This is a genomic window from Pseudomonas arsenicoxydans, from assembly GCF_900103875.1.
In the GTDB taxonomy this organism is placed as follows: domain Bacteria; phylum Pseudomonadota; class Gammaproteobacteria; order Pseudomonadales; family Pseudomonadaceae; genus Aquipseudomonas; species Aquipseudomonas arsenicoxydans.
In genome coordinates, this window is record NZ_LT629705.1 from 570,406 (window position 1) to 594,167 (window position 23,762).

The following is a 23,762-nucleotide window of genomic DNA, read 5'->3' on the forward strand; positions in this document are numbered from 1 at the left end:
AGTGCGTTTTGCTACAGACATCTCCCTCAAAACCACTCCTACAGGGGATAAATAGGGATTCGAGATTTGTGTAGGCCAAAAAAAACGACCCGCCTCCAAAAGGAAGCGGGTCGTTTTCATGTTCGGTGAAAGGTCAGAGCATCAGCTCATCCCGATCACTTGTTCAGGCGGAAATCAGCCTCGGCAGCGGCGAAGCGCTGCAGCATGCCGTGAGTCGGCGTGCCCAGTTTGCTGACGATGTAGATCGCCAGGCTGGCGAAGATGAAGCCCGGGATAATTTCGTACAGACCCAGCAGCTCGAAGTGCTTCCACACGATCACGGTGATCGCGCCGACCAGGATGCCGGCCAGTGCGCCGTTGCGTGTCATGTCTTTCCAGATCACGGAGATCAGCACAACCGGACCAAACGCGGCACCGAAACCTGCCCAAGCGTAGCTGACCAGACCCAGTACCCGGTTGCTCGGGTTAGCCGCCAGCGCGATAGCGATCAGGGCAACCAGCAGCACCATGGCGCGGCCGACCCAGACCAGTTCCACCTGGGAAGCGGATTTACGCAGGAAGGTTTTGTAGAAGTCTTCGGTCAGGGCACTGGAGCACACCAGCAATTGGCAGCTCAGGGTGCTCATCACGGCAGCCAGGATGGCCGACAGCAATACACCGGCGATCCATGGGTTGAAGAGGATTTTCGCCAGTTCGATGAACACACGCTCGTGGTTCTCGGTCACCGGCATGGCCACGGCCGGGTTGGCCGAGAAGTAAGCGATACCGAAGAAGCCCACTGCCACGGTGCCACCCAGGCACAGGATCATCCAGGTCATGGAGATGCGACGGGCGTTGGCGATCGACTTGACCGAATCCGCCGCCATGAAACGCGCGAGGATGTGCGGCTGGCCGAAGTAGCCCAGGCCCCAGCCCATCAGCGAGATGATGCCGATGAAGGTGGTGTTTTTCAGCATGTCGAAGTTGCTTGGGTCTTGCGCTTCGATGGCCAGGAACGTGGTGTCGATGCCGCCGGTTGCGAGCAGTACGATGATTGGCGTCAGCAACAGCGCGAAGATCATCAGCGTGGCTTGTACGGTATCGGTCCAGCTTACAGCGAGGAAACCGCCGACGAAGGTGTAGGCAATCGTCGCCGCAGCACCGGCCCACAGCGCAGTCTCGTAGGACATGCCGAAGGTGCTTTCAAACAGACGGGCGCCAGCGACGATGCCGGACGCGCAGTAAATGGTGAAGAACACCAGGATCACCACCGCAGAAATAATCCGCAGCAGGCCGCTTTTGTCTTCGAAACGGCTGGCGAAGTAATCCGGCAGGGTCAGGGCATCGCCGTTGTGCTCGGTCTGCACGCGCAGACGGCCAGCGACGAACAGCCAGTTCAGGTAAGCACCGATGATCAGGCCAATGGCGATCCAGCTTTCGGACAGACCAGACATGTAGATGGCGCCCGGCAGGCCCATCAACAACCAGCCACTCATGTCGGAGGCACCGGCGGACAAGGCCGTGACGACGCTGCCCAGGCTGCGACCGCCCAGAATGTAGTCAGAAAGGTTGTTGGTGGAGCGATAGGCCATCAAGCCGATCAGCACCATTGCTGCGATGTAGATCACGAACGTGATCAGGGTTGGATTACTTACGCTCATTCGAGTGATGCCCTGGCTTTGTTTTTATGTACGGCGAAGTGTGAAACGCCGACAGACGACAACGTCTGTTGAAACGATTTCCAGCCTCGCGCATTTATGACTGATGTTTCCCCAGGAAAGCCATCAGCCGGTGCACCTGTCTTTTTTGACCGGTTGCACCTTGGGCGCGAATGCTATTCAACAAAGCAAATAAGGTGCAACCAGTTTCGCGAGAATAAGTTGCACCTAATCCGATTTACCTGAAAAACCCCTGTTTTTGCTCCCTTTTAGCGCAGTCATCAGGCTTTACTAGAAGTAAAAGCACCAAGCAGAAGCAGTACGTTCGTACCGGAATTTAATTCCTGACGAGCTGCTTATTATTCCGACAAAAAAAGGGTTGCACCCGGTTGCACCTCGACGGTTGCACGGCTAATCTTGCCGCCAGCTGATGCCACGCGGTCGTGGCAAACATGAGGATAAAAATATGGCTACCACCACCCTTGGGGTCAAACTAGATGACCCGACCCGCGAGCGCCTCAAAGCCGCCGCGACTTCGATTGATCGCACGCCGCATTGGCTGATCAAGCAGGCAATTTTCAATTACCTGGAAAAACTCGAGGGTGGTGCAACCCTGACCGAGCTGAGCGGTTTGACCAAGGATTCCGACGAAGCCGTCGATGCGCCTCTGGATCACGCCCACCAGTGCTTCCTCGAATTTGCTGAAAGCATCCTGCCGCAATCGGTCCTGCGCGCCTCGATCACCGCCGCTTACCGTCGCCCTGAGCCGGAAGTGGTGCCGATGCTGATCGAACAGGCTCGCCTGCCGGTCGCCATGGCGGAAGCCACCAACAAACTCGCTGCTTCGATTGCCGAAAAACTGCGCAATCAGAAGAGCGCCGGCGGCCGTGCCGGCATTGTTCAGGGTTTGCTGCAGGAATTTTCCTTGTCGTCCCAGGAAGGCGTGGCACTGATGTGCCTGGCCGAAGCGCTGCTGCGTATCCCGGACAAAGGCACTCGCGACGCGCTGATTCGCGACAAAATCAGCACCGGCAACTGGCAGCCGCACTTGGGCAACAGCCCTTCGCTGTTCGTCAACGCCGCCACTTGGGGCTTGCTGCTGACCGGCAAACTGGTCGCCACCCATAACGAAACCGGCCTGACGTCGTCCCTGAGCCGCATCATCGGCAAGAGCGGCGAGCCGATGATTCGCAAGGGCGTCGACATGGCCATGCGCCTGATGGGCGAGCAGTTCGTGACCGGTGAAACCATCGCCGAAGCCTTGGCCAATGCGAGCAAGTTCGAAGCCAAGGGTTTCCGCTATTCCTACGACATGCTCGGCGAAGCGGCACTCACCGAACACGACGCTCAGAAGTACCTGGCCTCGTACGAACAAGCCATCCACTCGATCGGTAAAGCGTCCCACGGTCGTGGGATTTATGAAGGCCCGGGCATTTCCATCAAGCTCTCGGCACTGCACCCGCGTTACAGCCGCGCCCAGTACGAGCGCGTGATGGACGAGCTGTACCCGCGCCTGCTGTCGCTGACCTTGCTGGCCAAGCAATACGACATCGGCTTGAACATCGACGCCGAAGAAGCCGACCGCCTCGAACTGTCGCTGGACCTGCTGGAGCGCCTGTGCTTCGAGCCGCAACTGACCGGCTGGAACGGCATCGGTTTCGTGATCCAGGCTTATCAGAAGCGCTGCCCGTATGTGATCGACTACGTGATCGACCTGGCTCGCCGCAGCCGTCATCGCTTGATGATCCGTCTGGTGAAAGGCGCGTACTGGGACAGCGAAATCAAGCGCGCACAGGTTGAAGGCCTGGAAGGCTATCCGGTCTACACCCGCAAGGTGTACACCGACGTTTCCTACATCGCCTGCGCGCGCAAACTGCTGTCGGTGCCGGAAGTCATCTACCCGCAATTCGCCACGCACAACGCCCACACCCTGTCGGCCATTTACCACATCGCCGGTCAGAACTATTACCCCGGCCAGTACGAGTTCCAGTGCCTGCACGGCATGGGTGAACCGTTGTACGAACAGGTTGTAGGCAAAGTTTCCGAAGGCAAGTTGAACCGTCCGTGCCGCGTGTACGCACCGGTCGGTACTCACGAAACACTGCTGGCGTACCTGGTACGTCGCCTGCTGGAAAACGGCGCGAACACCTCGTTCGTCAACCAAATCGCCGATCAGTCCATCTCGATTCAGGCGCTGGTGGCCGATCCAGTGGCCAGCATCGAGCAAATGGCTACGCTGGAAGGCGGCTTCGGCCTGCCGCACCCGCGTATCCCGCTGCCGCGTGATCTTTATGGTGCCGAGCGCGCCAACTCCAGCGGCATCGACATGGCCAACGAACATCGTCTGGCTTCGTTGTCCTGCGCCCTGCTGGCCACTGCTCACAACCACTGGAAAGCCGCGCCGATGCTCGGTTGCGCCTCCAGCACTGAAACCCCTGCGCCAGTCCTGAACCCGTCCGATCTGCGTGACGTGGTCGGCCACGTGCAGGAAGCCACCGTCGAAGACGTCGACAACGCGATCCAGTGCGCCCTGAATGCCGCACCGATCTGGCAGGCCACCCCGCCCGCCGAACGCGCTGCGATTCTGGAACGTGCCGCTGATTTGATGGAAGGCGAAATCCAGCCGCTGATGGGCCTGCTGGCTCGCGAAGCCGGCAAGACGTTCGCCAACGCCATCGCCGAAGTGCGTGAAGCCGTGGACTTCCTGCGTTATTACGCGGTACAGGCACGTAACGATTTCACCAACGATGCCCACCGCCCGCTGGGTCCAGTGGTGTGCATCAGCCCGTGGAACTTCCCGCTGGCAATCTTCAGTGGCCAGGTGGCTGCTGCATTGGCTGCCGGCAACCCGGTATTGGCCAAGCCTGCGGAACAAACCCCGCTGGTAGCGGCTCAAGCCGTGCGCTTGCTGCTCGAAGCCGGGATTCCCGAAGGCGTGCTGCAACTGCTGCCGGGCCGTGGCGAAACCGTGGGTGCTCGTCTGGTCGGTGACGATCGGGTCAAAGGCGTGATGTTCACCGGTTCGACCGAAGTCGCTCGCTTGCTGCAACGCAACGTCGCCGGTCGTCTGGATGCACAAGGTCGCCCGATTCCGCTGATCGCTGAAACCGGCGGCCAGAACGCAATGATCGTCGACTCCTCGGCATTGACCGAACAGGTTGTGATCGACGTGGTGTCGTCAGCCTTCGACAGCGCCGGCCAACGTTGCTCGGCTCTGCGTGTGCTGTGCTTGCAGGAAGATTCCGCTGACCGTGTCATCGAAATGCTCAAGGGCGCGATGGCTGAATGCCGTCTCGGCAACCCGGAACGCCTGTCCGTTGACATCGGCCCGGTGATTGACGCCGAAGCCAAGGCGGGCATCGAGAAGCACATCCAGGCCATGCGCGACAAAGGTCGCAATGTGTATCAGGTGGCGATCGCCAACAGCGAAGAAGTCAAACGCGGCACCTTCGTGATGCCGACCTTGATTGAACTGGAAAGCTTCGACGAACTGCAACGGGAGATTTTCGGCCCGGTGCTGCACGTGGTTCGCTACAAGCGCAAAGACATCGATCAACTGATTGGTCAGATCAACGCTTCGGGTTACGGCCTGACGCTGGGTGTTCACACCCGGATCGACGAGACCATCGCCAAGGTGATCGACAACGTCCACGCCGGTAACGTCTACGTGAACCGCAATATCGTGGGTGCCGTGGTGGGCGTGCAGCCGTTTGGCGGCGAAGGCTTGTCGGGCACCGGTCCGAAGGCTGGCGGTCCGTTGTACCTGTACCGTCTGCTGTCGACACGTCCTACCGATGCGATTGAACAATCCTTCGCTCGCGGCGACGCAATCACAGCACCGGATGTGCGTCTGCGCGATGCCATGAGCAAACCGCTGACATCCCTGAAAGCCTGGGCCGACAGCAACAAGTTCAGCGACCTGAGCACCCTGTGCGTGCAGTTCGCGGCGCAATCGCAAAGCGGCATTACCCGCGTTCTGGCAGGCCCGACCGGCGAGCGCAACAGCTACGCCATCCTGCCCCGTGAACACGTGCTATGCCTGGCTGAAGTCGAAGGCGACCTGCTGACGCAGCTGGCGGCGGTATTGGCGGTGGGTGGCTCGGCAGTTTGGCCGGACGCTGACTTGACCAAGGCTTTGTTCGCACGTCTGCCGAAGGACATACAGGCGAAGATCAAGCTGGTGTCCGACTGGACCAAGGACGAAGTGGTGTTTGATGCGGTTCTGCATCATGGCCATTCCGATCAGCTGCGTGCGGTGTGCCAGCAAGTCGCCAAGCGTGCCGGGGCGATTGTCGGGGTTCATGGCTTGTCCCAAGGCGAGACCAACATTGCGCTGGAGCGACTGGTGATCGAGCGGGCTTTGAGCGTTAACACGGCTGCTGCTGGAGGCAATGCCAGTCTGATGACGATAGGTTAAGCAGCAGCGGCAAGTTATAAGCTGCAAGCTGCAAGTAGAAGCAAACTGCTCTTACTTGTAGCTTGAAGCTTGAAGCTTGAAGCTTGTGCCGCCCCATCACCCCCATCTATCTTCCTTCCCCATTTTTATAAGTCTCCCTAGACTGCGGCATACTTTTTTAAAGGTAGTCCGCTATGTCCGAGACGTTGCTCAGTTCCCGCAATCTGGCTTTCGAGCTGTATGAAGTCCTCGATGCCGAGGGCCTGACCCAGCGTGAGCGTTTTGCAGATCACAATCGCGAAACCTTCGATGCGGCTATCGGCACCGCGCGCAACATCGCCGAGAAATTTTTCGCGCCGCATAACCGCAAGAACGACGAGAACGAGCCGCGCTACGAAAACGGTCAGGCGATTCTGATTCCGGAAGTGAAACCGGCGGTGGATGCCTTTCTCGAAGCCGGTTTCCTCAACGCGGCGCGCAGTTTCGACGCCGGCGGCATGCAACTTCCTACGCTGCTTTCCCAGGCTTGCTTTGCGCACTTTCAATCGGCCAACGCGGCATCGACGTCCTATCCGTTCCTGACCATGGGCGCGGCCAACCTGATCGAAAGCTTCGGCACCGATGAACAGAAGCAGCGCTTCCTGCAACCGATGATTGACGGGCGCTTCTTCGGCACCATGGCCCTGACCGAGCCGCACGCCGGTTCTTCGCTGTCGGATATTCGTACACGCGCCGAGCCTGCGTCTGACGGCACCTATCGCCTCAAGGGCAACAAGATCTTCATCTCGGGCGGCGACCATCCGCTGTCGGAAAACATCGTGCACATGGTGCTGGCCAAATTGCCGGACGCACCGGCCGGGGTGAAGGGTATTTCGCTGTTCATCGTGCCCAAGTTTCTGGTCAACGATGACGGCAGCCTCGGCAAGCGCAATGACGTGCTGCTGGCCGGGCTGTTCCACAAGATGGGCTGGCGCGGCACCACCTCCACCGCGCTGAACTTCGGCGATAACGGGGAGTGTGTCGGGTATCTGGTGGGCAAGCCGCACCACGGCTTGAGCTACATGTTCCAGATGATGAACGAGGCGCGGATCGGCGTCGGCATGGGCGCAGTGATGCTCGGCTACGCCGGTTATCTGTATTCGCTGGAGTACGCCCGTGAGCGTCCGCAAGGTCGGGTGCCGGACAGCAAGGATCCGAACACCGCGCCGGTGGCGATCATTCAGCACGCTGACGTCAAACGCATGTTGCTGACTCAGAAGGCCTACGTCGAAGGCTCGTTCGACCTTGGGTTGTATGCCGCGCGGCTGTTCGATGACACCACGACGCTGGAGACTGAGGACCAGCGCAAGCAGGCCCATGAACTATTGGATTTGCTGACGCCGATCGTCAAATCCTGGCCGTCGGAGTTTTGCCTGAAGGCCAACGAACTGGCGATCCAGATTCTGGGCGGTCACGGTTATACCCGCGAATATCCGGTTGAGCAGTACTACCGCGATAACCGCCTGAACCCGATTCATGAAGGCACTCACGGCATTCAGTCACTGGATTTGCTGGGGCGCAAACTGGCGCAGAACGGCGGTGCCGGGCTCAAGCAATTGATCCGGCTGATCGCCGACACGGCCGAGCGCGCTCAGGCATACGAATCGCTGACGGCGCTGCGTGAACCGCTGGAAAAACTGGTGGCGCGCCTGCAAACGGTGACCATCGGTTTGCTCACGGACCTGGGTCAGGGCAAGGTCAACAGCAGCCTGGCGAATTCGGCGCTGTACCTGAAAGTGTTCGGGCACACGGTGATTGGCTGGCGCTGGCTGGAGCAGGCGATTCGTGCCGAGGAAGGGTTGGCCAAAGGCAATGCGGCGGATGTGAGCTTCTATAAGGGCAAGCTGCAGGCGGCGCGGTATTTCCTGACGTGGGAAGTGCCGGGTTGCCATCATGAATTGGCGATTCTTGAGGCGCGGGATGATGTGTGCCTTGGGATGCAGGATGAGTGGTTCTGACACCTCACACTGATCGTTCCCACGCTTTGCGTGGGAATGCAGCCCGGGACGCTCCGCGTCCCAGAAGCGGACGCAGAGCGTCCATTGAGGCATTCCCACGCGGAGCATGGGAACGATCGGTTAGGTGAGTTTGAAACTGCTCATCTGCCGCGCCAGATCATCAGCCAACCGCTGCAACGTCTGGCAATCCTCACGACAAGCCCTGACTTCGCCTGCCGTCGCCCGGGCCAGATCGGAAATCCCCTGAACGTTGCGGTTGATCTCTTCGGTCACTGCCGATTGCTCCTCCGTCGCCGTTGCCACCTGATGGTTCATGTCGCTGATGCGCTCGACCTGCCCGGTAATCGCCGTCAACGACGCCCCGGTGCGCTGACTCGACTCAACACCAGTACCAGTCGCCGCTTGCCCGGAATGCATCGAAGACACGGCATTCTCCGCGCCCTGCTTGAGGCTGCCGATCATCTGTTGAATTTCATCGGTGGACGCCTGTGTCCGCCGTGCAAGGGTGCGCACTTCATCCGCCACCACCGCAAAACCACGGCCCATGTCACCGGCTCGCGCGGCCTCGATGGCCGCATTGAGTGCCAGCAAATTGGTCTGCTCGGAAATTCCGCGAATCACCGCCAGCACCTGATCGATGGACGCCACCTGGTTGGCCAACTCGCCAACGGCACCCGCCGCGATACCGATTTCATCCGACATGCTTTCAATATGCCGAATCGACCCGCCCACCACTTCCCGCGCCTGCATCGCTTCATCGCGAGCATTTTGCGAAGCGACGGCGGCATTACCCGCGTTCTGGGCGATTTCCTGCACGGTCAGGCCCATCTCGTGGACGGCGGTGGCAACCATGTCGGTCATTTCCTGCTGGCGACCAGAACGTTCGGCGGTGTTGTCTACCACTCGCGCCACCTGGCCGACGGCCGTGCGCAAACGCTCGCTGGTAGTCAGCACTTCGCCAATCATCTCGCGCTGACTGTCCAGAAACCGGTTGAAGCCGCGAGCCAGGTCGCCCAGCTCATCGGCGCGGCTGGAATCTAACCGGTGAGTCAAATCTCCACCACCGCTACCGATGGCCACCAGCGCCGCTGTTACCTGACGAATCGGCCGCACCAAACCACGGGCCAGCACTACCACCAACAGCAGACACACCAGTGCCACCGCCAGACCGATGCCGCTGCTCATCCACATGGCGCGACGGGCTTCGGCGTAGATCTGCGATTGCGGCACTTCGGCCACCAGGGTCCAGCCCAAGTCCCGCAATGGCAGGCTCAACGCCAGATAGTCCTCGCCGTCGCGCACGAAGTTACTGTTGGTGGCGGCTTTTTGACTCATTACAGCTTGTGCGGCGGGCGCGCCGATTTGCTCGGCCAGTGTGCGTTTACCGCTGAATTGCGCTTCGGGATGAACCTGGATCAAACCGTCGGAACGCACGAGATAGACCTTGCCGCGCGCGCCGAAACTGAAGTTGTGGATCAGCTCCGACAGCTCTTTCATGCTCAGGCCAAGCCCGGCAACGCCCACGGTTTTACCGCCCTGCTCGACCTTGAGGTCGATGAACAGCGCCAATTCTCCGGTTGCGGTGTCATTGTCGATATTGAGGGTGCGCGGCTGGTTGCTGTCCAGGAATGTGTAGAACCAGGCGTCTTTGGGGTTAGAACGACTGAGGGTCCGGTCCAGGCCTTTTTCAGTGAAATAGTGGTTGGAAGCGGTGCCGACAATCAGCGCGGTAAAAGCTTTGTGCTCGGCGCGGATGCCTTCCAGATACTGCACAAACGTAGCGGTCTGGGCAGTGTTTTCACCCCCGGCCAACCAGTCGCGCACCATGCTGTTGCTGGCGATGTCTTTGGCGGCGGTGAGGGGTTGAACGAGGATACGCTCGATGTCGTTGCGCATCGCCTCGATGCTCGACGGCAGCGCTTGTTCGACCAGGTAGCTCTGGGCGAGACGGTTGACCACCAGGGTATAAATGCCAACCACGATCAGAATACTGACCAGCAGGGCGGTGCCCATACTCAGGATCAACTGCCATTGAATACTGCGTCGCCAAAACTGCATGGAGCACCCCCAAAGAATAAGAGGCTGAAACACTGCAACAGCCGTGCCGATTGTATACAACGCAACCGACAATTTATTCTTTGGTTGTGCGCAAAGCCGATCAGGCCTGATTGATCGTCTTGGAGATCACTTCAACCGTGGCGCTGACTTGCTCTTGGTAACGGTCGAGTTCCTGCTTGTGCTGCTTTTTCATTTCGATCTGCTGGGAACACAGATTCATCGCAGCCAGCACCAGCAGGCGGTCACCGATCAGCGTCGGGTACTTTCTTTTGGTGTCGGCCAGGGCAGCCTTCAACATCATCACGGCGTCCAGCAGGGTTTGCTCTTCCCCGGCCGGCGCCTTGATCGAATAGTCCTCCCCCAGGATCGAGACGACTTTTACCCCTGCGGCGCCGTGGTTCATGCGCTGACCGGGCCGGCGCTGACGCGCTCAACCAGGGCCTGGATGCGTGCGGCAGTGGCGCCTTGTTTCTCTTCCTGTTCCATCAGGTTCAGTTGCAGGCTTTCGTTTTCATCCTTGGCCTGGGCCAGTTCTGCACTCAGGGTTTGATTGGTGGCGAGCAGGCTCTGGTTCTGTTGCACCAGGTCGCTGACCAGCTGTTCCAATTGGCTTAGGGATGCTTCCAACATTTTGATTTTCCAAGCATTTTCAAGGGGCGCGTACGATAAAGAAAAGTCACCACGGATGCCAGGGATATTGGGGCGCAAGGCCTTGATTTTCCTGGCAGATGAGCTTCCTCGCGAACTTTAAAGACTGTGATTGGCGGATCTGGTTCCTGCACTTCGTCGCCGGGCGTGCCGTGCGACAAATCCGCACAGCCGCTCAAGACTTTAGTCGCATGACCGATAAGTCATCCATACGTCAGTCTCGGCACCGCACGGGTGCGCTCATTTCGGTAAACACCATGTCCCTTCGTAATATGAACATCGCACCGCGAGCGTTCCTCGGTTTCGCCCTGATTGGCGGTTTGATGCTGGTCTTGGGGGTGTTTGCCTTGAACCAGATGAGCAAGATTCGCGCGGCGGGCGTAGACATCGCCTCCACCAGTGTCCCGAGCATCAAGAGCCTGGACGAATTTACCCAGCTGACCCTGCGCCTGCGGGTGTTGTCCTACCGTTTGCTGGTCAATCGCGAACCGGACGTTCAGCAGAAAACCTTCGAGCTGTTTGACTTGCGCAATCAGCAGATTCGCGACGCTCAGAAGGTCTACGAACCGCTGATCGACGGCCCGCAAGAACGCGCCGCTTACGATCAATACGTGCAGTTGCTGGCGCAGTATCGCCAGCTCGAAGACCGCATGAAGACGCTCTCGCGCAATAACCAGGTCGATGAACTGCGCAAGATGCTCAACACCGAATTGCTCTCCAACTCAGAAGCCGTCAACTCGGCCCTCGCCAAGTTACTTGAGATCAATACGCAACAGGTTGACACCACCAACACCCAGGCAGGTGACCAGTATTCGACATCCTTTAACCTGGTCATCACGTTGCTGGTAATCGCCGGCGGCCTGACCTTGCTGTTCGCCTGGTTGCTGACCAACAGCATCACCAAGCCCATCGCCAATGCCTTGAGCGCCGCCGAAGAAATCGCTGAAGGCAATCTGACTCGCCCGATCACTGTTGACGGCGAAGACGAAGCTGGTCGTTTGCTGCTGGCCATGTCGAAGATGCAGGACAAGCTGCGCGACACCCTGCAACGGATTTCCGGCTCGGCCACACAGTTGGCGTCCGCCGCAGAAGAGTTGAACAGCGTCACCGACGAAAGCGCTCGCGGCCTGACTCAGCAAAACAACGAAATCGAACAGGCTGCTACCGCAGTCAACGAAATGACCAGCGCTGTGGAAGAAGTCGCCCGCAACGCCGTGAGCACCTCCGAAGCCTCGAAAAACGCCACTACATCGGCCGGTGACGGGCGTGATCTGGTGCAAGAAACCGTCAGCGCCATTGAACGCATGAGCGCTGATGTGCAGAGCACGGCGACCTTGATCGGTGATCTGGCCAATGAGTCCCGTGATATCGGCAAGGTGCTGGACGTGATCCGCGGCCTGGCGGATCAGACCAACCTGCTGGCGCTGAACGCGGCAATCGAAGCAGCGCGCGCCGGTGAGGCCGGTCGTGGATTTGCGGTGGTGGCCGACGAGGTTCGTGCACTGGCTCATCGCACTCAGCAGTCGACCAGCGAAATCGAACGCATGATCGGCAGCATTCAGACCGGGACCGAACACGCGGTGAATTCGATGCGCAACAGCACCGAACGTGCCGAATCGACTTTGAACATTGCCCGTGGCGCCGGTTTGTCGCTGGACACGATCAACAGCGCCATCGTCGAGATCAATGAACGCAACCTGGTGATCGCCAGCGCGGCTGAAGAGCAGGCGCAAGTGGCTCGGGAAGTGGACCGCAACCTGGTGAACATCCGGGATCTGTCGGTGCAGTCGGCGACCGGGGCGAACCAGACGAGCGCGGCGAGCAATGAACTGTCGCGGTTGGCGCTGGACCTGAACAACATGGTTGGGCGGTTTAGCCTCTAAACGAAGATAGCGTCACTGCCGAAAAGATCGCGGCCGCGTTGCTCTCGACTGCTCCTGATTCGACTGTAGGAGCTGTCGAGAGAAACGAGGCTGCGATCTTTTGATCGGCAAAACCTTTTTGACAGCATCACATTTCAACAGGTTAGAATCGCTGGCACGCAGACTGCATGGTCAGTTTGTGCCCGTCTTTCAGCTTTCTGGAGTATTGCCTTTGAATGCGACGACCATCAACAGCCTGCTCTTGATCGGCGCGTTGCTGGTAGGTGCAAGCATTCTGGTGAGCTCCCTGTCTTCCCGCCTCGGCATCCCGATTCTGGTGATTATCCTGGCCGTGGGCATGGCGGCCGGCGTCGACGGCGGCGGTATTATCTTTGATAACTATCCAACGGCTTATCTGGTCGGCAACCTCGCGCTGGCAGTGATCCTGCTCGACGGCGGATTGCGCACCCGGGTCGCGAGTTTCCGTGTGGCACTGTGGCCCGCGCTGTCGCTGGCCACCGTCGGGGTGTTGATTACGACCGCACTGACCGGTTTGGTCGCGGCCTGGCTGTTCAACCTGAACATCATTCAGGGCTTGCTGATCGGCGCCATTGTCGGCTCCACGGACGCCGCGGCGGTGTTCTCGCTGCTGGGTGGCAAAGGTCTGAACGAGCGGGTCACCGCCAGCCTCGAAATCGAATCCGGCAGCAACGACCCGATGGCGGTGTTTCTCACCGTCACCCTGATCGACATGCTCGCCAGCGGCCAGACCGGCCTGCACTGGAGCCTGTTGGGGCATTTCGTCCGTGAGTTCGGTATCGGCGCCATCATCGGCTTGGGCGGCGGCTGGCTGATGCTGCAATTGGTCAACCGGATCAACCTGGCCAACGGCCTCTACCCGATTCTGGTGATTGCCGGCGGCCTGGCGGTGTTCGCCCTGACCAACGCCCTGCACGGCAGCGGCTTCCTCGCCGTCTATCTCTGTGGCCTGGTCATCGGCAACCGTCCGGTGCGCAGCCGCCACGGCATCCTGCACATGCTCGACGGCATGGCCTGGCTGGCGCAGATCGGCATGTTCCTGGTGCTGGGGCTGCTGGTGACGCCGCATGACCTGCTGCCCATCGCCCTGCCCGCGCTCGGTCTGGCGCTGTGGATGATTCTGTTTGCGCGGCCGTTGTCGGTGCTGGTCGGCCTGCTGCCGTTCAAAGCCTTCCACGGACGCGAGAAAGCATTCATCTCCTGGGTCGGATTGCGCGGCGCGGTGCCGATCATTCTGGCGGTGTTCCCGCTGATGGCCGGGCTGCCCAATGCCCAGCTTTACTTCAACCTCGCCTTCTTTATTGTGTTGGTGTCCCTGCTGGTGCAGGGCACGAGCCTGCCCTGGGTGGCGAAACTGTTGAAAGTCACCGTTCCGCCGGAGCCGGCGCCGATCTCCCGTTCCGCGCTGGAAGTGCATGTCACCAGCGAGTGGGAGCTGTTCGTTTATCGCCTCGGTGCCGAAAAATGGTGCATCGGTTCGCCCCTTCGTGAGCTGAAAATGCCGGAAGGCACTCGCATCGCCGCACTGTTTCGTGGCCAGCAACTGCTCCATCCGTCGGGTAGTACGGTGCTTGAAGTCGATGATTTGCTCTGCGTTATCGGCCATGAACATAACCTTCCGGCGCTGGGAAAACTCTTCAGCCAGGCACCGCAACGCGGTCTGGATTTGCGTTTCTTTGGCGACTTCGTGCTCGAAGGAGACGCCCAGCTGGCCGCGGTTGCGGCCCTGTACGGGTTGAAAGTCGATGGCATCGATCCGCAGATGTCCCTGGGGCACTTCATCGCGCAGAAAGTCGGTGGCGCACCCGTTGTCGGTGACCAGGTGGAGTGGAACAACACCATCTGGACCGTCGCGGTCATGGACGGGAACAAGATCGGCAAAGTGGGCGTCAGATTCCCCGAAGGAAGTCGCCCCGGCCCCGGACTCTTCCTCTAAACTCCACACTTCGTCTCGTTTTCGATCGGTCTCTATGTCAACCCTGCGCACCTTTTTCATCATGGCCCTGCTGGGCTTGAGTCTTTCTGTCGGAACCCTGCAAGCGGCCGAACCGCCGTCCAGCGAAGCCGTGCAGGCGAACCTGGACAAGATCGCCGACCGCAAACTGCCGGAAGCCGATCAGAAAGCCCTGCAATCGATCCTGCAAAACACGCTGACTCAGCTCAACAATCAGCGCGATTACGAGCAGAAGCTGGCCAGCCTCAAGCAACAGTTGGCCACCGCCCCCAAACAGAACATCGAGAACCAGCGCGAGTTGGTGCGGCTCAAAGCCTCCAAAGTGCTACCGGTGGCGCAACGCTACGCCAATCAGTCGATCCAGCAGCTTGAGCAAATGCTCACCGAGCGCTCGACCCAGCAAAGCGATTTGCAAAAAGCACTGGCCGAGGCCAACAGTCTGGTGATTACCGCCCAGACCCGTCCAGAGCGCGCGCAGGCTGAAATTTCCAGCAGCCAGACGCGCATTCAGCAGATCAACAACATCCTCAAGACCGGGAAAGACGCCGGCAAGACCTTGAGTGGCGAACAGCGAGACCTGCTCAATGCCGAGCTCGCGGCCCTCAATGCCCTGATCCCGCTGCGCCGCCAGGAACTGGCCGGCAACAGCCAGTTGCAAGACCTGGGCAACAGCCAGCATGACTTGCTCACGGAAAAATCCGATCGCCTGGATCAGGAAATCCAGGAGCTGCAAACCCTGATCAACCAGAAGCGTCTGGCGCAGTCCCAGGAAACGGTGACGCAGCAGTCCATCGAAGCGCAGAAGTCGGGTAGCAGCAGCTTGCTGGCCACTGAAAGCGCGGCCAACCTGAAACTCTCGGACTACCTGCTCAAAAGCACTGACCGTCTCAACGAAGTCACCCAGCAGAACCTGCAGACCAAGCAGCAACTGGACAACGTGACACAAAGCGATGCGGCGCTGGACGAGCAGATCAACGTGCTCAAGGGCAGCCTGCTGCTCTCCAAGATTCTCTACAAACAGAAACAATCGCTGCCGCTCCTCAAGCTTGATCGAGATTTGGCCGACCAGATTGCCGACATTCGCCTCTACCAGTTTGAAGTCAGCCAGCAACGGGAGTTGCTCAGCAACCCGGCGACCTATGTCGACAACCTGCTGGCGTCCCAACCGCCGGAACAAGTCACTCCGCAGCTGCGCAAGAGCCTGCTGGACCTGGCCACGACCCGGGCGGACCTGCTGGAGCGACTGAACCGCGAACTGAGCGCAGTGCTCAACGAATCCATCACCCTGCAGCTCAATCAGAAACAATTGCTCAGCACCGCGCAAAGCCTGCGGGCAACGCTCGATGAACAGATGTTCTGGATTCCCAGCAACAAACCGCTGGACCTGGAATGGATGCGCGCCGTGCCGGAACGCCTGCAACGCCAGGTGACGACGTTGCCGTGGGCCTCCAGCCTCAGTGAACTGACCGATGGCCTGATTCAGCGACCGCTGCTGTTTCTACCGCTGGTGCTGCTGATCGGCGCCCTGTTGTGGCGGCGCAAAAGCCTGTATGCCCGACTGAACAAGGTTCACCAGGACATCGGCCACTTCAAACGTGACAGCCAGTGGCACACCCCCCAGGCCATCCTGATCAATATTCTGTTGGCGATGCCGGTTTCCCTGGGCCTGGCCTTGTGCGGCCTGGCCTTGCAGATCGATGCCCGCGGGCAGAATGCCAACATGGGCGCGGCACTGCTGCAAATGGCCCAGGCCTGGCTGGTGTTCTACACCGCTTACCGGATCCTTGCGCCGGGTGGCGTGGCCGAGCTGCATTTCCGCTGGGAAAAACCCCAGGTCGAATTCCTGCAAGGCTGGGTCCGCAGGCTGGGGCTTGTGGTAATGGCATTGGTTGCGGTAGTGGCTGTCGCCGAGCTGCAACCCGCCACCTTGGCCGATGACGTGCTCGGCATGCCGGTGGTGTTGACCTGCTACGCCTTGATGGCCTGGCTGCTCAGCCGCCTGCTGGTCAGCAGCCCGACTCACCAGAACGCGTCACTGTTTCGCAAAGCGGTGGGGATCATGTTTACCGTCCTGCCCGTCGCGTTGTTCGCGGCGGTGTGCTTCGGCTACTACTACACGGCGCTGAAGCTGAGCGACCGGTTGATCAACACGCTTTATCTGCTGATGTTCTGGCTGGTGATCGAAGCCACTTTCGTTCGCGGCCTCAGCGTTGCAGCCCGACGCCTGGCTTATCAGCGAGCGCTGGCCAAACGGCAGGCCGCAAAAGAAGCCGGCGAAGGCGAAGCGGTGATCGAAGAGCCGACCTTGGACATCGAAAAGGTCAACGAGCAATCGCTGCGACTGATCCGTCTGGCGTTGTTGGGTGGTTTCATCGCCGCGCTGTACTGGGTCTGGTCCGATCTGATTTCGGTGTTCTCGTACCTGGACAACATCACCCTTTACGAATACACCAGCGGCACCGGCGCCAACTTGAGCATGGTGCCCCTCAGCATTGGCGACCTGCTCGGGGCCCTGATCATCATCGGCATCACCTTTGCCCTCGCGCGCAACTTGCCGGGACTGCTGGAAGTGCTTGTGCTGTCGAAGTTGAACCTGGCGCAAGGCAGCGCCTACGCCACGACCACACTGCTCTCTTACGCGATCGCCGGCATCGGTTTCGTTTCGACCCTGTCCACGCTCGGCGTGAGCTGGGACAAGTTGCAATGGCTGGTGGCCGCGCTATCGCTGGGTATAGGTTTCGGGATGCAGGAGATTTTCGCGAACTTCATCTCCGGCATCATGATTCTGTTCGAGCGTCCGGTGCGCATCGGCGACACCATCACCATCGGCAACCTGTCAGGCACGGTCAGCAAGATCCGCATCCGCGCCACCACCATCACCGACTTCGATCGCAAGGACATCATTGTCCCGAACAAGACGTTCATCACCGGACAACTGATCAACTGGTCCCTGACCGACACCATCACCCGCGTGACCCTCAAGCTCGGCGTCGATTACGGCTCCGACCTGGATCTGGTGAAAGAACTGCTGCTCAAAGCTGCCCGGGATAACCCGCGTGTACTGAAGGATCCAGAACCGCATGTGTACTTCCTGAACTTCGGCGAAAGCACCCTCGACCACGAGTTGCGCATGCACGTGCGCGACCTCGGCGACCGTAACCCGGTGCTCGATGAGGTCAACCGCTTCATCAACCGCGAGTTCAAGAAGCAGCACATCAACATCTCGTTCCGCCAGATGGAGGTTTACCTCAAGAACCTCCAGGGTCAGGAATACAAAATGGTGCCGATCGAGCCGGAATCCAAAACCATCGTCCCCAAGCGAGATGACGAACCGCAAGAGCCGCCGGCCGCCAAGCTCGACTAACCGGCTTATCCCTAGCAGAATGCTCGGACATTCTGCTGGAGATGGCCGTTGAAAGTCCTCGACGAACTGACCTTCGATAATCGTTTTGCCCGCCTGGGCGATACGTTTTCCGTTCATGTGTTGCCCGAACCTATCGACAACCCGCGCCTTGTCGTTGCGAGCCCTGCCGCCATGGCGTTGCTCGATCTCGATCCGGCCGTGGCCGACACCCCGGAGTTCGCCGAGCTGTTCAGTGGCCATAAACTCTGGGCCGATGCGGTCCCGCGGGCAATGGTCTATTCCGGCCATCAGTTCGGTTCCTACAACCCGCAGCTGGGCGATGGTCGCGGTTTGTTGCTGGGGGAGGTCTACAACGAAGCCGGCGAGCACTGGGACTTGCACCTGAAGGGGGCGGGCCAGACACCTTTCTCAAGAATGGGCGATGGACGGGCCGTGCTGCGGTCCTCGATCCGTGAGTTTCTCGCCTCCGAAGCGCTGCATGCCCTGAACATCCCTACCACTCGCGCACTCTGCGTGATCGGTTCCGACACGCCGGTATGGCGTGAGAAACAGGAGCGCGCGGCCATGGTCCTGCGCCTGGCGCCAAGCCATGTGCGCTTCGGCCATTTCGAATATTTCTACTACACCAAACGTCCCGAGAAACAGAAAGAACTCGGTGAGCATGTGCTGGCCATGCACTTTCCAGAATGCCTGGAACAGCCGGAACCGTACCTGGCGATGTTTCGCGAAATCGTCGAGCGCAATGCCGAACTGATCGCCAAATGGCAGGCTTACGGTTTCTGCCACGGCGTAATGAACACCGACAACATGTCGATCCTGGGTATTACTTTCGACTTCGGCCCGTTCGCCTTCCTTGATGATTTCGACGCCCACTTCATCTGTAACCACTCGGATGATCAGGGTCGTTACTCCTTCAGCAATCAAGTGCCGATTGGGCAATGGAACCTCAGCGCCCTGGCCCAGGCCCTGACGCCGTTCATCAGTGTCGAAGCCCTGCGCGAAACCCTCGGCTTGTACTTGCCGCTCTACCAGGCCCATTACCTGGACCTGATGCGCCGCCGGCTCGGCTTCACCACCGCCGAAGAGGACGACCAGAAATTGCTGGAGCATCTGCTGCAGCTGATGCAGAACAGCGGCGTCGATTACAGCCTGTTCTTCCGCCGACTCGGCGATGAATCACCCGAACTGGCCATTGCCCGGTTGCGCGACGATTTTGTCGATATCAAGGGTTTCGATGCCTGGGGCGAGCTCTATATCGCCCGGGTCTCCCGGGACGGCGCGCTGGATCAACAACAGCGCCGCGCGCGGATGCACGCAGTCAATCCGCTGTACATCCTGCGCAACTACCTGGCGCAGAAAGCCATCGATGCGGCAGAGGGTGGTGACTATGCAGAGGTTCGCCGTTTACACGCGGTGCTGAGCAATCCGTTCGAAGAACAACCGGGGATGGAGAGTTACGCCGAGCGGCCGCCGGAATGGGGCAAGCATTTGGAGATCAGTTGTTCGTCGTGAAGCTTTTCATTCCAAGGGATCGATGGCACTGACGACTCGAGCAATGATGTCTGCCATCGTGATGGCATCCAGTCTCTCAATGAACTTGGCTGAGCCGTCGCGAACACGCTGCTCAATATCAAAACTGCGTACTTGATTACAAACCGCAACGCCATTCGTTTCGTGGCCAGAGACGATGACTGCCAAACCGGAGTTTCGACTGAAGCTCCCACCGCTGGTCACCGGTACTGTCATGCTGACCCCCAAAGAGTTGATCTCCCTTGGAGTGATCACCACGAATCGATGCCGATCCATCATCTCCCGCCCAGCAACCGGGTTCGGATCAATCCAGTAGACATCACCCCGCTGCGGGGCTTGCCGACGCACCATCAGCCTAACTCCCGACCAACTGGATCGCCTTCACGTGCAAACGCCGTCTGGGCATTCAGCTCTGCTATTTCTTCGGACCCTTCCAGCAACTCGGCAAGGCTGTAGCGCTTGCGAGAAGACTGGACAACCGGGCGGGCAATCAACTCACCGTCGACTACATTCAGCTCCAGCTGCGCCCCCACGTCCAAATGCAAGAGCTTCAGTAAAGTGGGGGGGAGAGTAATCACCGCAGCACCGCCTTGACGGCGAATTTTGGAAGTCACGGACATGGGATAACTCCTATCCGACAATTGAGAGATTGAGAGATATCGATTTCTCGATAAGTGCAACAAAAGTAGCACGACGCTAAAGGCAAAAGCGAACTCCTTAATAAGGTATCTAAACGGGTGAATTCGCCTCCAGCGTAGCCACCGAATTCAAACCGAAACTCTGGAATATGTGAGCATTTGCGACAGTCTCCGCCCCCAATCTAAAAATCTGTCTTGATAAATGAAGGCTGCGACTCCAGATCAGCTATTGATTGCCCAACTTTTCAGAGCCCGCCCGATCATGACCGACCCACTCCTCATCCCCTGCCCCCACTGCAACGGCCTCAACCGCATCCCCGCCGAACGCCTCAACGATCATCCAAAATGCGGTCGCTGCAAAGCCGAGGTCTTGCTGAACAAACCGTTCGAATTGAAGCAAGGCGATTACTCCAGTCAGATCAAGGGCGATCTGCCGTTGCTGGTAGACGTCTGGGCAGAATGGTGCGGGCCGTGCAAGTCGTTTGCGCCGGTGTTCGAGCAGGCGGCGGTGCAACTAGCGGGTAAATGCAGGCTGGCCAAACTGGACAGTGAGACGAATCAGCAGTTGTCGGCGCAGTTGGGGATTCGTTCGATTCCGAGTTTGATTCTGTTCAAGAACGGCCGGGAAGTGGCACGCCAGAGTGGGGCCTTCCCGTTACCGCAATTGATGAGCTGGTTGCGTAGCCAGGGGATCTGAAACCACCACGCACCTTATGTGGGAGCAAGCCCGCTCCCGCATCAGGTCAGTGATTAGCGCGAATCAGGCATTTTCCAGCAAGTTGTGCAGTTCGACGAACTGCTGGGTCAGCTTGTGCCGTGGGTCAAGGTGGATCAGCGGCGTGTTGGCCTGGTGGGATTCACGCATGCGCACCGAACTGCCCAGATAGACCGGGAGCACCGGCAACCCTTCGGCAATCAATTCGTCGAGAATCTGCTGAGGCAGACTTGCACGGGCCTGGAACTGATTGACGACGATCCCCTCGACCTCCAAGCCTTCGTTGTGGTCTTCCTTCAACTCTTCGATTTCTGCCAAAAGGCCATACAGCGCCTGGCGCGAAAAACTATCGCAATCGAAAGGAATTAGCACCCGGTCAGCGGCGATCAGCGCCGATACCGCGTAGAAATTCAGCGCTGGGGGCGTATCGAGGTAGATACGGTCATATTCGCCGTCCAATTCTTCAAGCAACTTACGCAGCTTGTTGATCTTGTGCTTGGCCTCGAGCTTGGGCTGCAGATCAGCCAATTCTGCCGTGGCGGTGATGACGTGGAGGTTATCGAACGGTGTCTCGTAGATATCGACCTGGTTTTTCTTCGAAAACGGCCCGGATGACAGGGTCTGTTTGAAGAAGTCGGCGATGCCCATCGGAATGGCATCACCTGTAAGGCCCGTCAGGTATTGAGTGGAGTTGGCTTGGGCATCGAGGTCCACCAACAACGTCCGATACCCCTCGCTGGCACTGACCGCCGCCAAGTTGCAGGCAATGCTGGATTTGCCCACGCCACCTTTCTGATTGAACACCACGCGCCGCATGTCAAAACCTCCGTGTATCAAAGAATGACCGAGTGTAGTAGTCCACGGCGCTGCTTAGCTACCTCGTCGGCATAGGGACTACACAGTCAGCGGTAATCTCTTAATAAAAAATCCGCTATCTCTGCCACTGATTGCTGACTGAGCCGACAGACTTGAGCACCACGATGTGGATAATGGCCAAACGACAGCGCAGAGCGGACCAACCAGTACATTTCGCTGAGCAAAATGTAACCATCATTTGCTACGCGCCCGCCGCAACGGGATAATGCCCACCACTCGGCGCCAAGCGCCACGTAAGGTAGCTCGCGCTTTTTTGCAGCTCGCCGCGTCAAGAAAGCCCGCAGGGGCGGGATGAATGTCTGTGATCAACTTCAACATCGCCCAATGGCGCGCATGGGCCCCGGGGCTCGAAAGCGTGGACGATTGGCAGGCCTGGAGCCGACAACCGGTCGCGCTTCAGAACAGCGATGCCGCCCCCGACGTCTCTTTTCTCCCGGCGATGCAGCGTCGGCGACTCAGTCGTCTCGCGCGGATGGCATTCAGTGTCGGCTGGCCGTTGGCCGAGGGTCGCGATGAGCTACCGCTGGTCTTTATTTCCCGTCACGGCGAAACCCCACGTACCTTTGAGATTCTCAGCGACCTGGCCGCCGATCAGCCGTTGTCGCCCACTCAATTCAGCTTGTCGGTGCACAACGCAGTGATTGGCCTCTGGTCGATCATGCGGGGTGAAACCAGCGAAATGACCGCCCTCGCCGCAGCCGGCGACGGCCTTGAAAACGGCATGCTAGAGGCCGCTGCGCTGCTCGCCGAAGGCGCGCCAGCCGTTTTGCTGATCGTCACCGAGGAACAGCCGCCTCAAGCCTACTCGGCCTGGATTGATGATGTGCCGTTCCCTTATGCGGTCGGTCTGTTACTGACCCCGGGCACCGAGTGGCAGCTGTCCCTGAACAGCGCTGCGGATCAGTTGTCCAAATCCCACTGGCCCCATGCCCTGAATCTATTGCGTACCCTGCTCGGCCAGCAGACCACCTGCCAACATGCCTGGAAAAATCGTGTATGGACCTGGCAACGCAACCTGTAACCGAAAAAAACCGCGACGCTTATTACTGGCGTCTGCTGGCCACTGCCGCGAGCTTCACCCTCTTCGGGTTGGGTGGACTGTGCCTGCGTCTTGTGGTTTTCCCGCTGTTGAGCTGCCTGCCCGGCGATGCCCAGGCACATCGACTGCGTGCGCGCATCACCGTCAGCCGCTGCTTCTGGTTTTTCGTGCGGTTCATGGCTCGCACTGGCGTGCTGACCTACGATATCCAGGGCGCGGAAAAACTCGGTCGACCGGGCCAGATGATCATTGCCAATCACCCGTCGCTGATCGATGTGGTGTTCCTGATCGGCCTGGTCAGCCACGCCAATTGCGTGGTCAAGCAAAGCCTCTGGACCAACCCCTTCACCCGTGGCCCTCTGCGCCGCACCGACTACATCAGCAACGACGGCAGCATGGACATGCTGGACAGGGCGGCCGAGGCACTGAAAAACGGCCAGACCCTGATCATTTTTCCCGAAGGCACCCGTACCCAGCCAGGCAAACCACCAGCCTTTCATCGGGGGGGCGCAGCAATCGCCATGCGCGGTGCGAAAATCCTCACCCCAGTGATCATCAAGGTCAATCCGAGCACATTGACCAAGGCGGAACCCTGGTATCGCATCCCAAAACGCCGTGTGCACTTCAGTTTCCGTGTTGGGGCCGATATAGATCCACAAGCCTTCGCCGCGTGTGGCCCTGCGCCTCAGGCCTCGCGCAAGCTCAACGATTATTTGCATCACTACTTTATCAAGGAGCTCGCCGAAGATGAGCGATCTACACCGTGACATCAAACTGCTGATCATCGAAGCCTTGGGCCTGGAAGACATCAGCGTCGACGATATTGGCGACGACCAGACGCTGTTTGGCGAAGGCCTGGGACTGGACTCGGTGGACGCCCTGGAACTGGGCCTTGCGATCCAGAAAAAGTACGGCATCAAAATCGATGCCGACGCCAAGGACACTCGTAATCATTTCAGTAACGTGGCGAGCCTTGCGGCGTTCGTCACCGCAAAACAGGCAGCTTGAG

17 protein-coding genes and 2 pseudogenes are annotated in these 23,762 nt (G+C 59.1%); 11 read left to right on the forward strand and 8 right to left on the reverse strand.

The genetic code is table 11. The annotated features are described in order from the left end of the window. Positions 1-155: 155 nt before the first annotated feature. Entirely contained in the window at positions 156-1,640 is a 1,485-nt protein-coding gene (putP, locus tag BLQ41_RS02540) for a sodium/proline symporter PutP (RefSeq protein WP_090176466.1), read from the reverse strand. A 463-nt stretch (positions 1,641-2,103) separates the two neighbouring features. Here putP and putA point away from each other — a divergent pair, with 463 nt between their 5' ends. Then, entirely contained in the window at positions 2,104-6,054 is a 3,951-nt protein-coding gene (gene putA / locus BLQ41_RS02545; protein WP_090176469.1) for a trifunctional transcriptional regulator/proline dehydrogenase/L-glutamate gamma-semialdehyde dehydrogenase, read from the forward strand. A gap of 173 nt (positions 6,055-6,227) precedes the next feature. After that, positions 6,228-8,030, forward strand: a complete 1,803-nt coding sequence (locus BLQ41_RS02550; RefSeq protein WP_090176472.1) for an acyl-CoA dehydrogenase — start codon at positions 6,228-6,230, stop codon at positions 8,028-8,030. Between the two features lie 120 nt (positions 8,031-8,150). Here BLQ41_RS02550 and BLQ41_RS31290 read toward each other — a convergent pair whose 3' ends face one another. The 4 genes and pseudogenes from BLQ41_RS31290 to BLQ41_RS02565 all read right to left on the reverse strand — a co-directional run bounded on the left by BLQ41_RS31290 (position 8,151) and on the right by BLQ41_RS02565 (position 10,718). After that, a complete protein-coding gene (locus BLQ41_RS31290; RefSeq protein WP_408003502.1) occupies positions 8,151-8,996 on the reverse strand; it encodes a methyl-accepting chemotaxis protein in 846 nt (281 codons plus the stop codon). 18 nt (positions 8,997-9,014) lie between these two features. Next, positions 9,015-10,088, reverse strand: a pseudogene (locus tag BLQ41_RS31295) (HAMP domain-containing protein); the annotation flags it as partial. 100 nt (positions 10,089-10,188) lie between these two features. Then, positions 10,189-10,491 (reverse strand): cell division protein ZapA, encoded by a 303-nt coding sequence (locus tag BLQ41_RS02560; protein WP_090176477.1) that lies wholly within the window; start codon positions 10,489-10,491, stop codon positions 10,189-10,191. Then, complete coding sequence (locus tag BLQ41_RS02565; RefSeq protein ID WP_090176480.1) at positions 10,488-10,718, reverse strand: hypothetical protein; 231 nt, start codon at positions 10,716-10,718, stop codon at positions 10,488-10,490. Before BLQ41_RS02565 ends, BLQ41_RS02560 begins: the two co-directional genes overlap by 4 nt. Before the next feature lie 290 nt (positions 10,719-11,008). On the opposite strand from BLQ41_RS02565, the pseudogene BLQ41_RS31300 reads away from it, so the two are divergent. The 5 genes and pseudogenes from BLQ41_RS31300 to selO all read left to right on the forward strand — a co-directional run. Continuing rightward, positions 11,009-11,764, forward strand: a pseudogene (locus BLQ41_RS31300) (MCP four helix bundle domain-containing protein); the annotation flags it as partial. Beyond that, positions 11,756-12,619 (forward strand): methyl-accepting chemotaxis protein, encoded by an 864-nt coding sequence (locus tag BLQ41_RS31305; protein WP_408003503.1) that lies wholly within the window; start codon positions 11,756-11,758, stop codon positions 12,617-12,619. The pseudogene BLQ41_RS31300 and the gene BLQ41_RS31305, both read left to right, overlap by 9 nt. 211 nt (positions 12,620-12,830) lie before the next feature. Then, the gene (locus BLQ41_RS02575; protein ID WP_090176483.1) at positions 12,831-14,573 is read left to right on the forward strand and encodes a potassium/proton antiporter; all 1,743 of its coding nucleotides are present in this window, start codon (positions 12,831-12,833) and stop codon (positions 14,571-14,573) included. A 34-nt stretch (positions 14,574-14,607) separates the two neighbouring features. Continuing rightward, a complete protein-coding gene (gene mscK, locus BLQ41_RS02580) occupies positions 14,608-17,955 on the forward strand; it encodes a mechanosensitive channel MscK (protein WP_090176486.1) in 3,348 nt (1,115 codons plus the stop codon). A gap of 48 nt (positions 17,956-18,003) precedes the next feature. Then, a complete protein-coding gene (selO, locus tag BLQ41_RS02585; protein WP_090176489.1) occupies positions 18,004-19,467 on the forward strand; it encodes a protein adenylyltransferase SelO in 1,464 nt (487 codons plus the stop codon). Positions 19,468-19,473: 6 nt separating this feature from the next. On the opposite strand, the gene mazF is transcribed toward selO, so the two are convergent. Further along, positions 19,474-19,836 carry a type II toxin-antitoxin system toxin MazF gene (mazF, locus tag BLQ41_RS02590; RefSeq protein ID WP_090176490.1) on the reverse strand — a complete coding sequence of 121 codons (363 nt, stop codon included), beginning with the start codon at positions 19,834-19,836 and terminating at the stop codon, positions 19,474-19,476. After that, positions 19,836-20,105: a type II toxin-antitoxin system antitoxin MazE gene (mazE, locus tag BLQ41_RS02595; protein WP_090176492.1), complete on the reverse strand. Its 270-nt coding sequence runs from the start codon at positions 20,103-20,105 to the stop codon at positions 19,836-19,838. The genes mazF and mazE overlap by 1 nt, the downstream gene beginning before the upstream one ends. A 280-nt stretch (positions 20,106-20,385) precedes the next feature. On the opposite strand from mazE, the gene trxC reads away from it, so the two are divergent. After that, the gene (gene trxC, locus BLQ41_RS02600) at positions 20,386-20,820 is read left to right on the forward strand and encodes a thioredoxin TrxC (protein WP_090176495.1); all 435 of its coding nucleotides are present in this window, start codon (positions 20,386-20,388) and stop codon (positions 20,818-20,820) included. Positions 20,821-20,883: 63 nt separating this feature from the next. Here the strand turns inward: trxC and BLQ41_RS02605 are convergent, their stop codons facing one another. Continuing rightward, positions 20,884-21,654 carry a ParA family protein gene (locus BLQ41_RS02605; RefSeq protein WP_090176497.1) on the reverse strand — a complete coding sequence of 257 codons (771 nt, stop codon included), beginning with the start codon at positions 21,652-21,654 and terminating at the stop codon, positions 20,884-20,886. A gap of 355 nt (positions 21,655-22,009) precedes the next feature. On the opposite strand from BLQ41_RS02605, the gene BLQ41_RS02610 reads away from it, so the two are divergent. From BLQ41_RS02610 to BLQ41_RS02620, 3 genes are read left to right on the forward strand one after another with little or no spacing between them, the layout of a single operon-like run. Continuing rightward, positions 22,010-22,735 (forward strand): beta-ketoacyl synthase chain length factor, encoded by a 726-nt coding sequence (locus BLQ41_RS02610; protein WP_090176500.1) that lies wholly within the window; start codon positions 22,010-22,012, stop codon positions 22,733-22,735. Then, a complete protein-coding gene (locus tag BLQ41_RS02615; protein WP_090176503.1) occupies positions 22,711-23,520 on the forward strand; it encodes a lysophospholipid acyltransferase family protein in 810 nt (269 codons plus the stop codon). Before BLQ41_RS02610 ends, BLQ41_RS02615 begins: the two co-directional genes overlap by 25 nt. Beyond that, the gene (locus BLQ41_RS02620; protein ID WP_090176507.1) at positions 23,501-23,761 is read left to right on the forward strand and encodes a phosphopantetheine-binding protein; all 261 of its coding nucleotides are present in this window, start codon (positions 23,501-23,503) and stop codon (positions 23,759-23,761) included. The genes BLQ41_RS02615 and BLQ41_RS02620 overlap by 20 nt, the downstream gene beginning before the upstream one ends. Position 23,762: the final 1 nt, after the last annotated feature.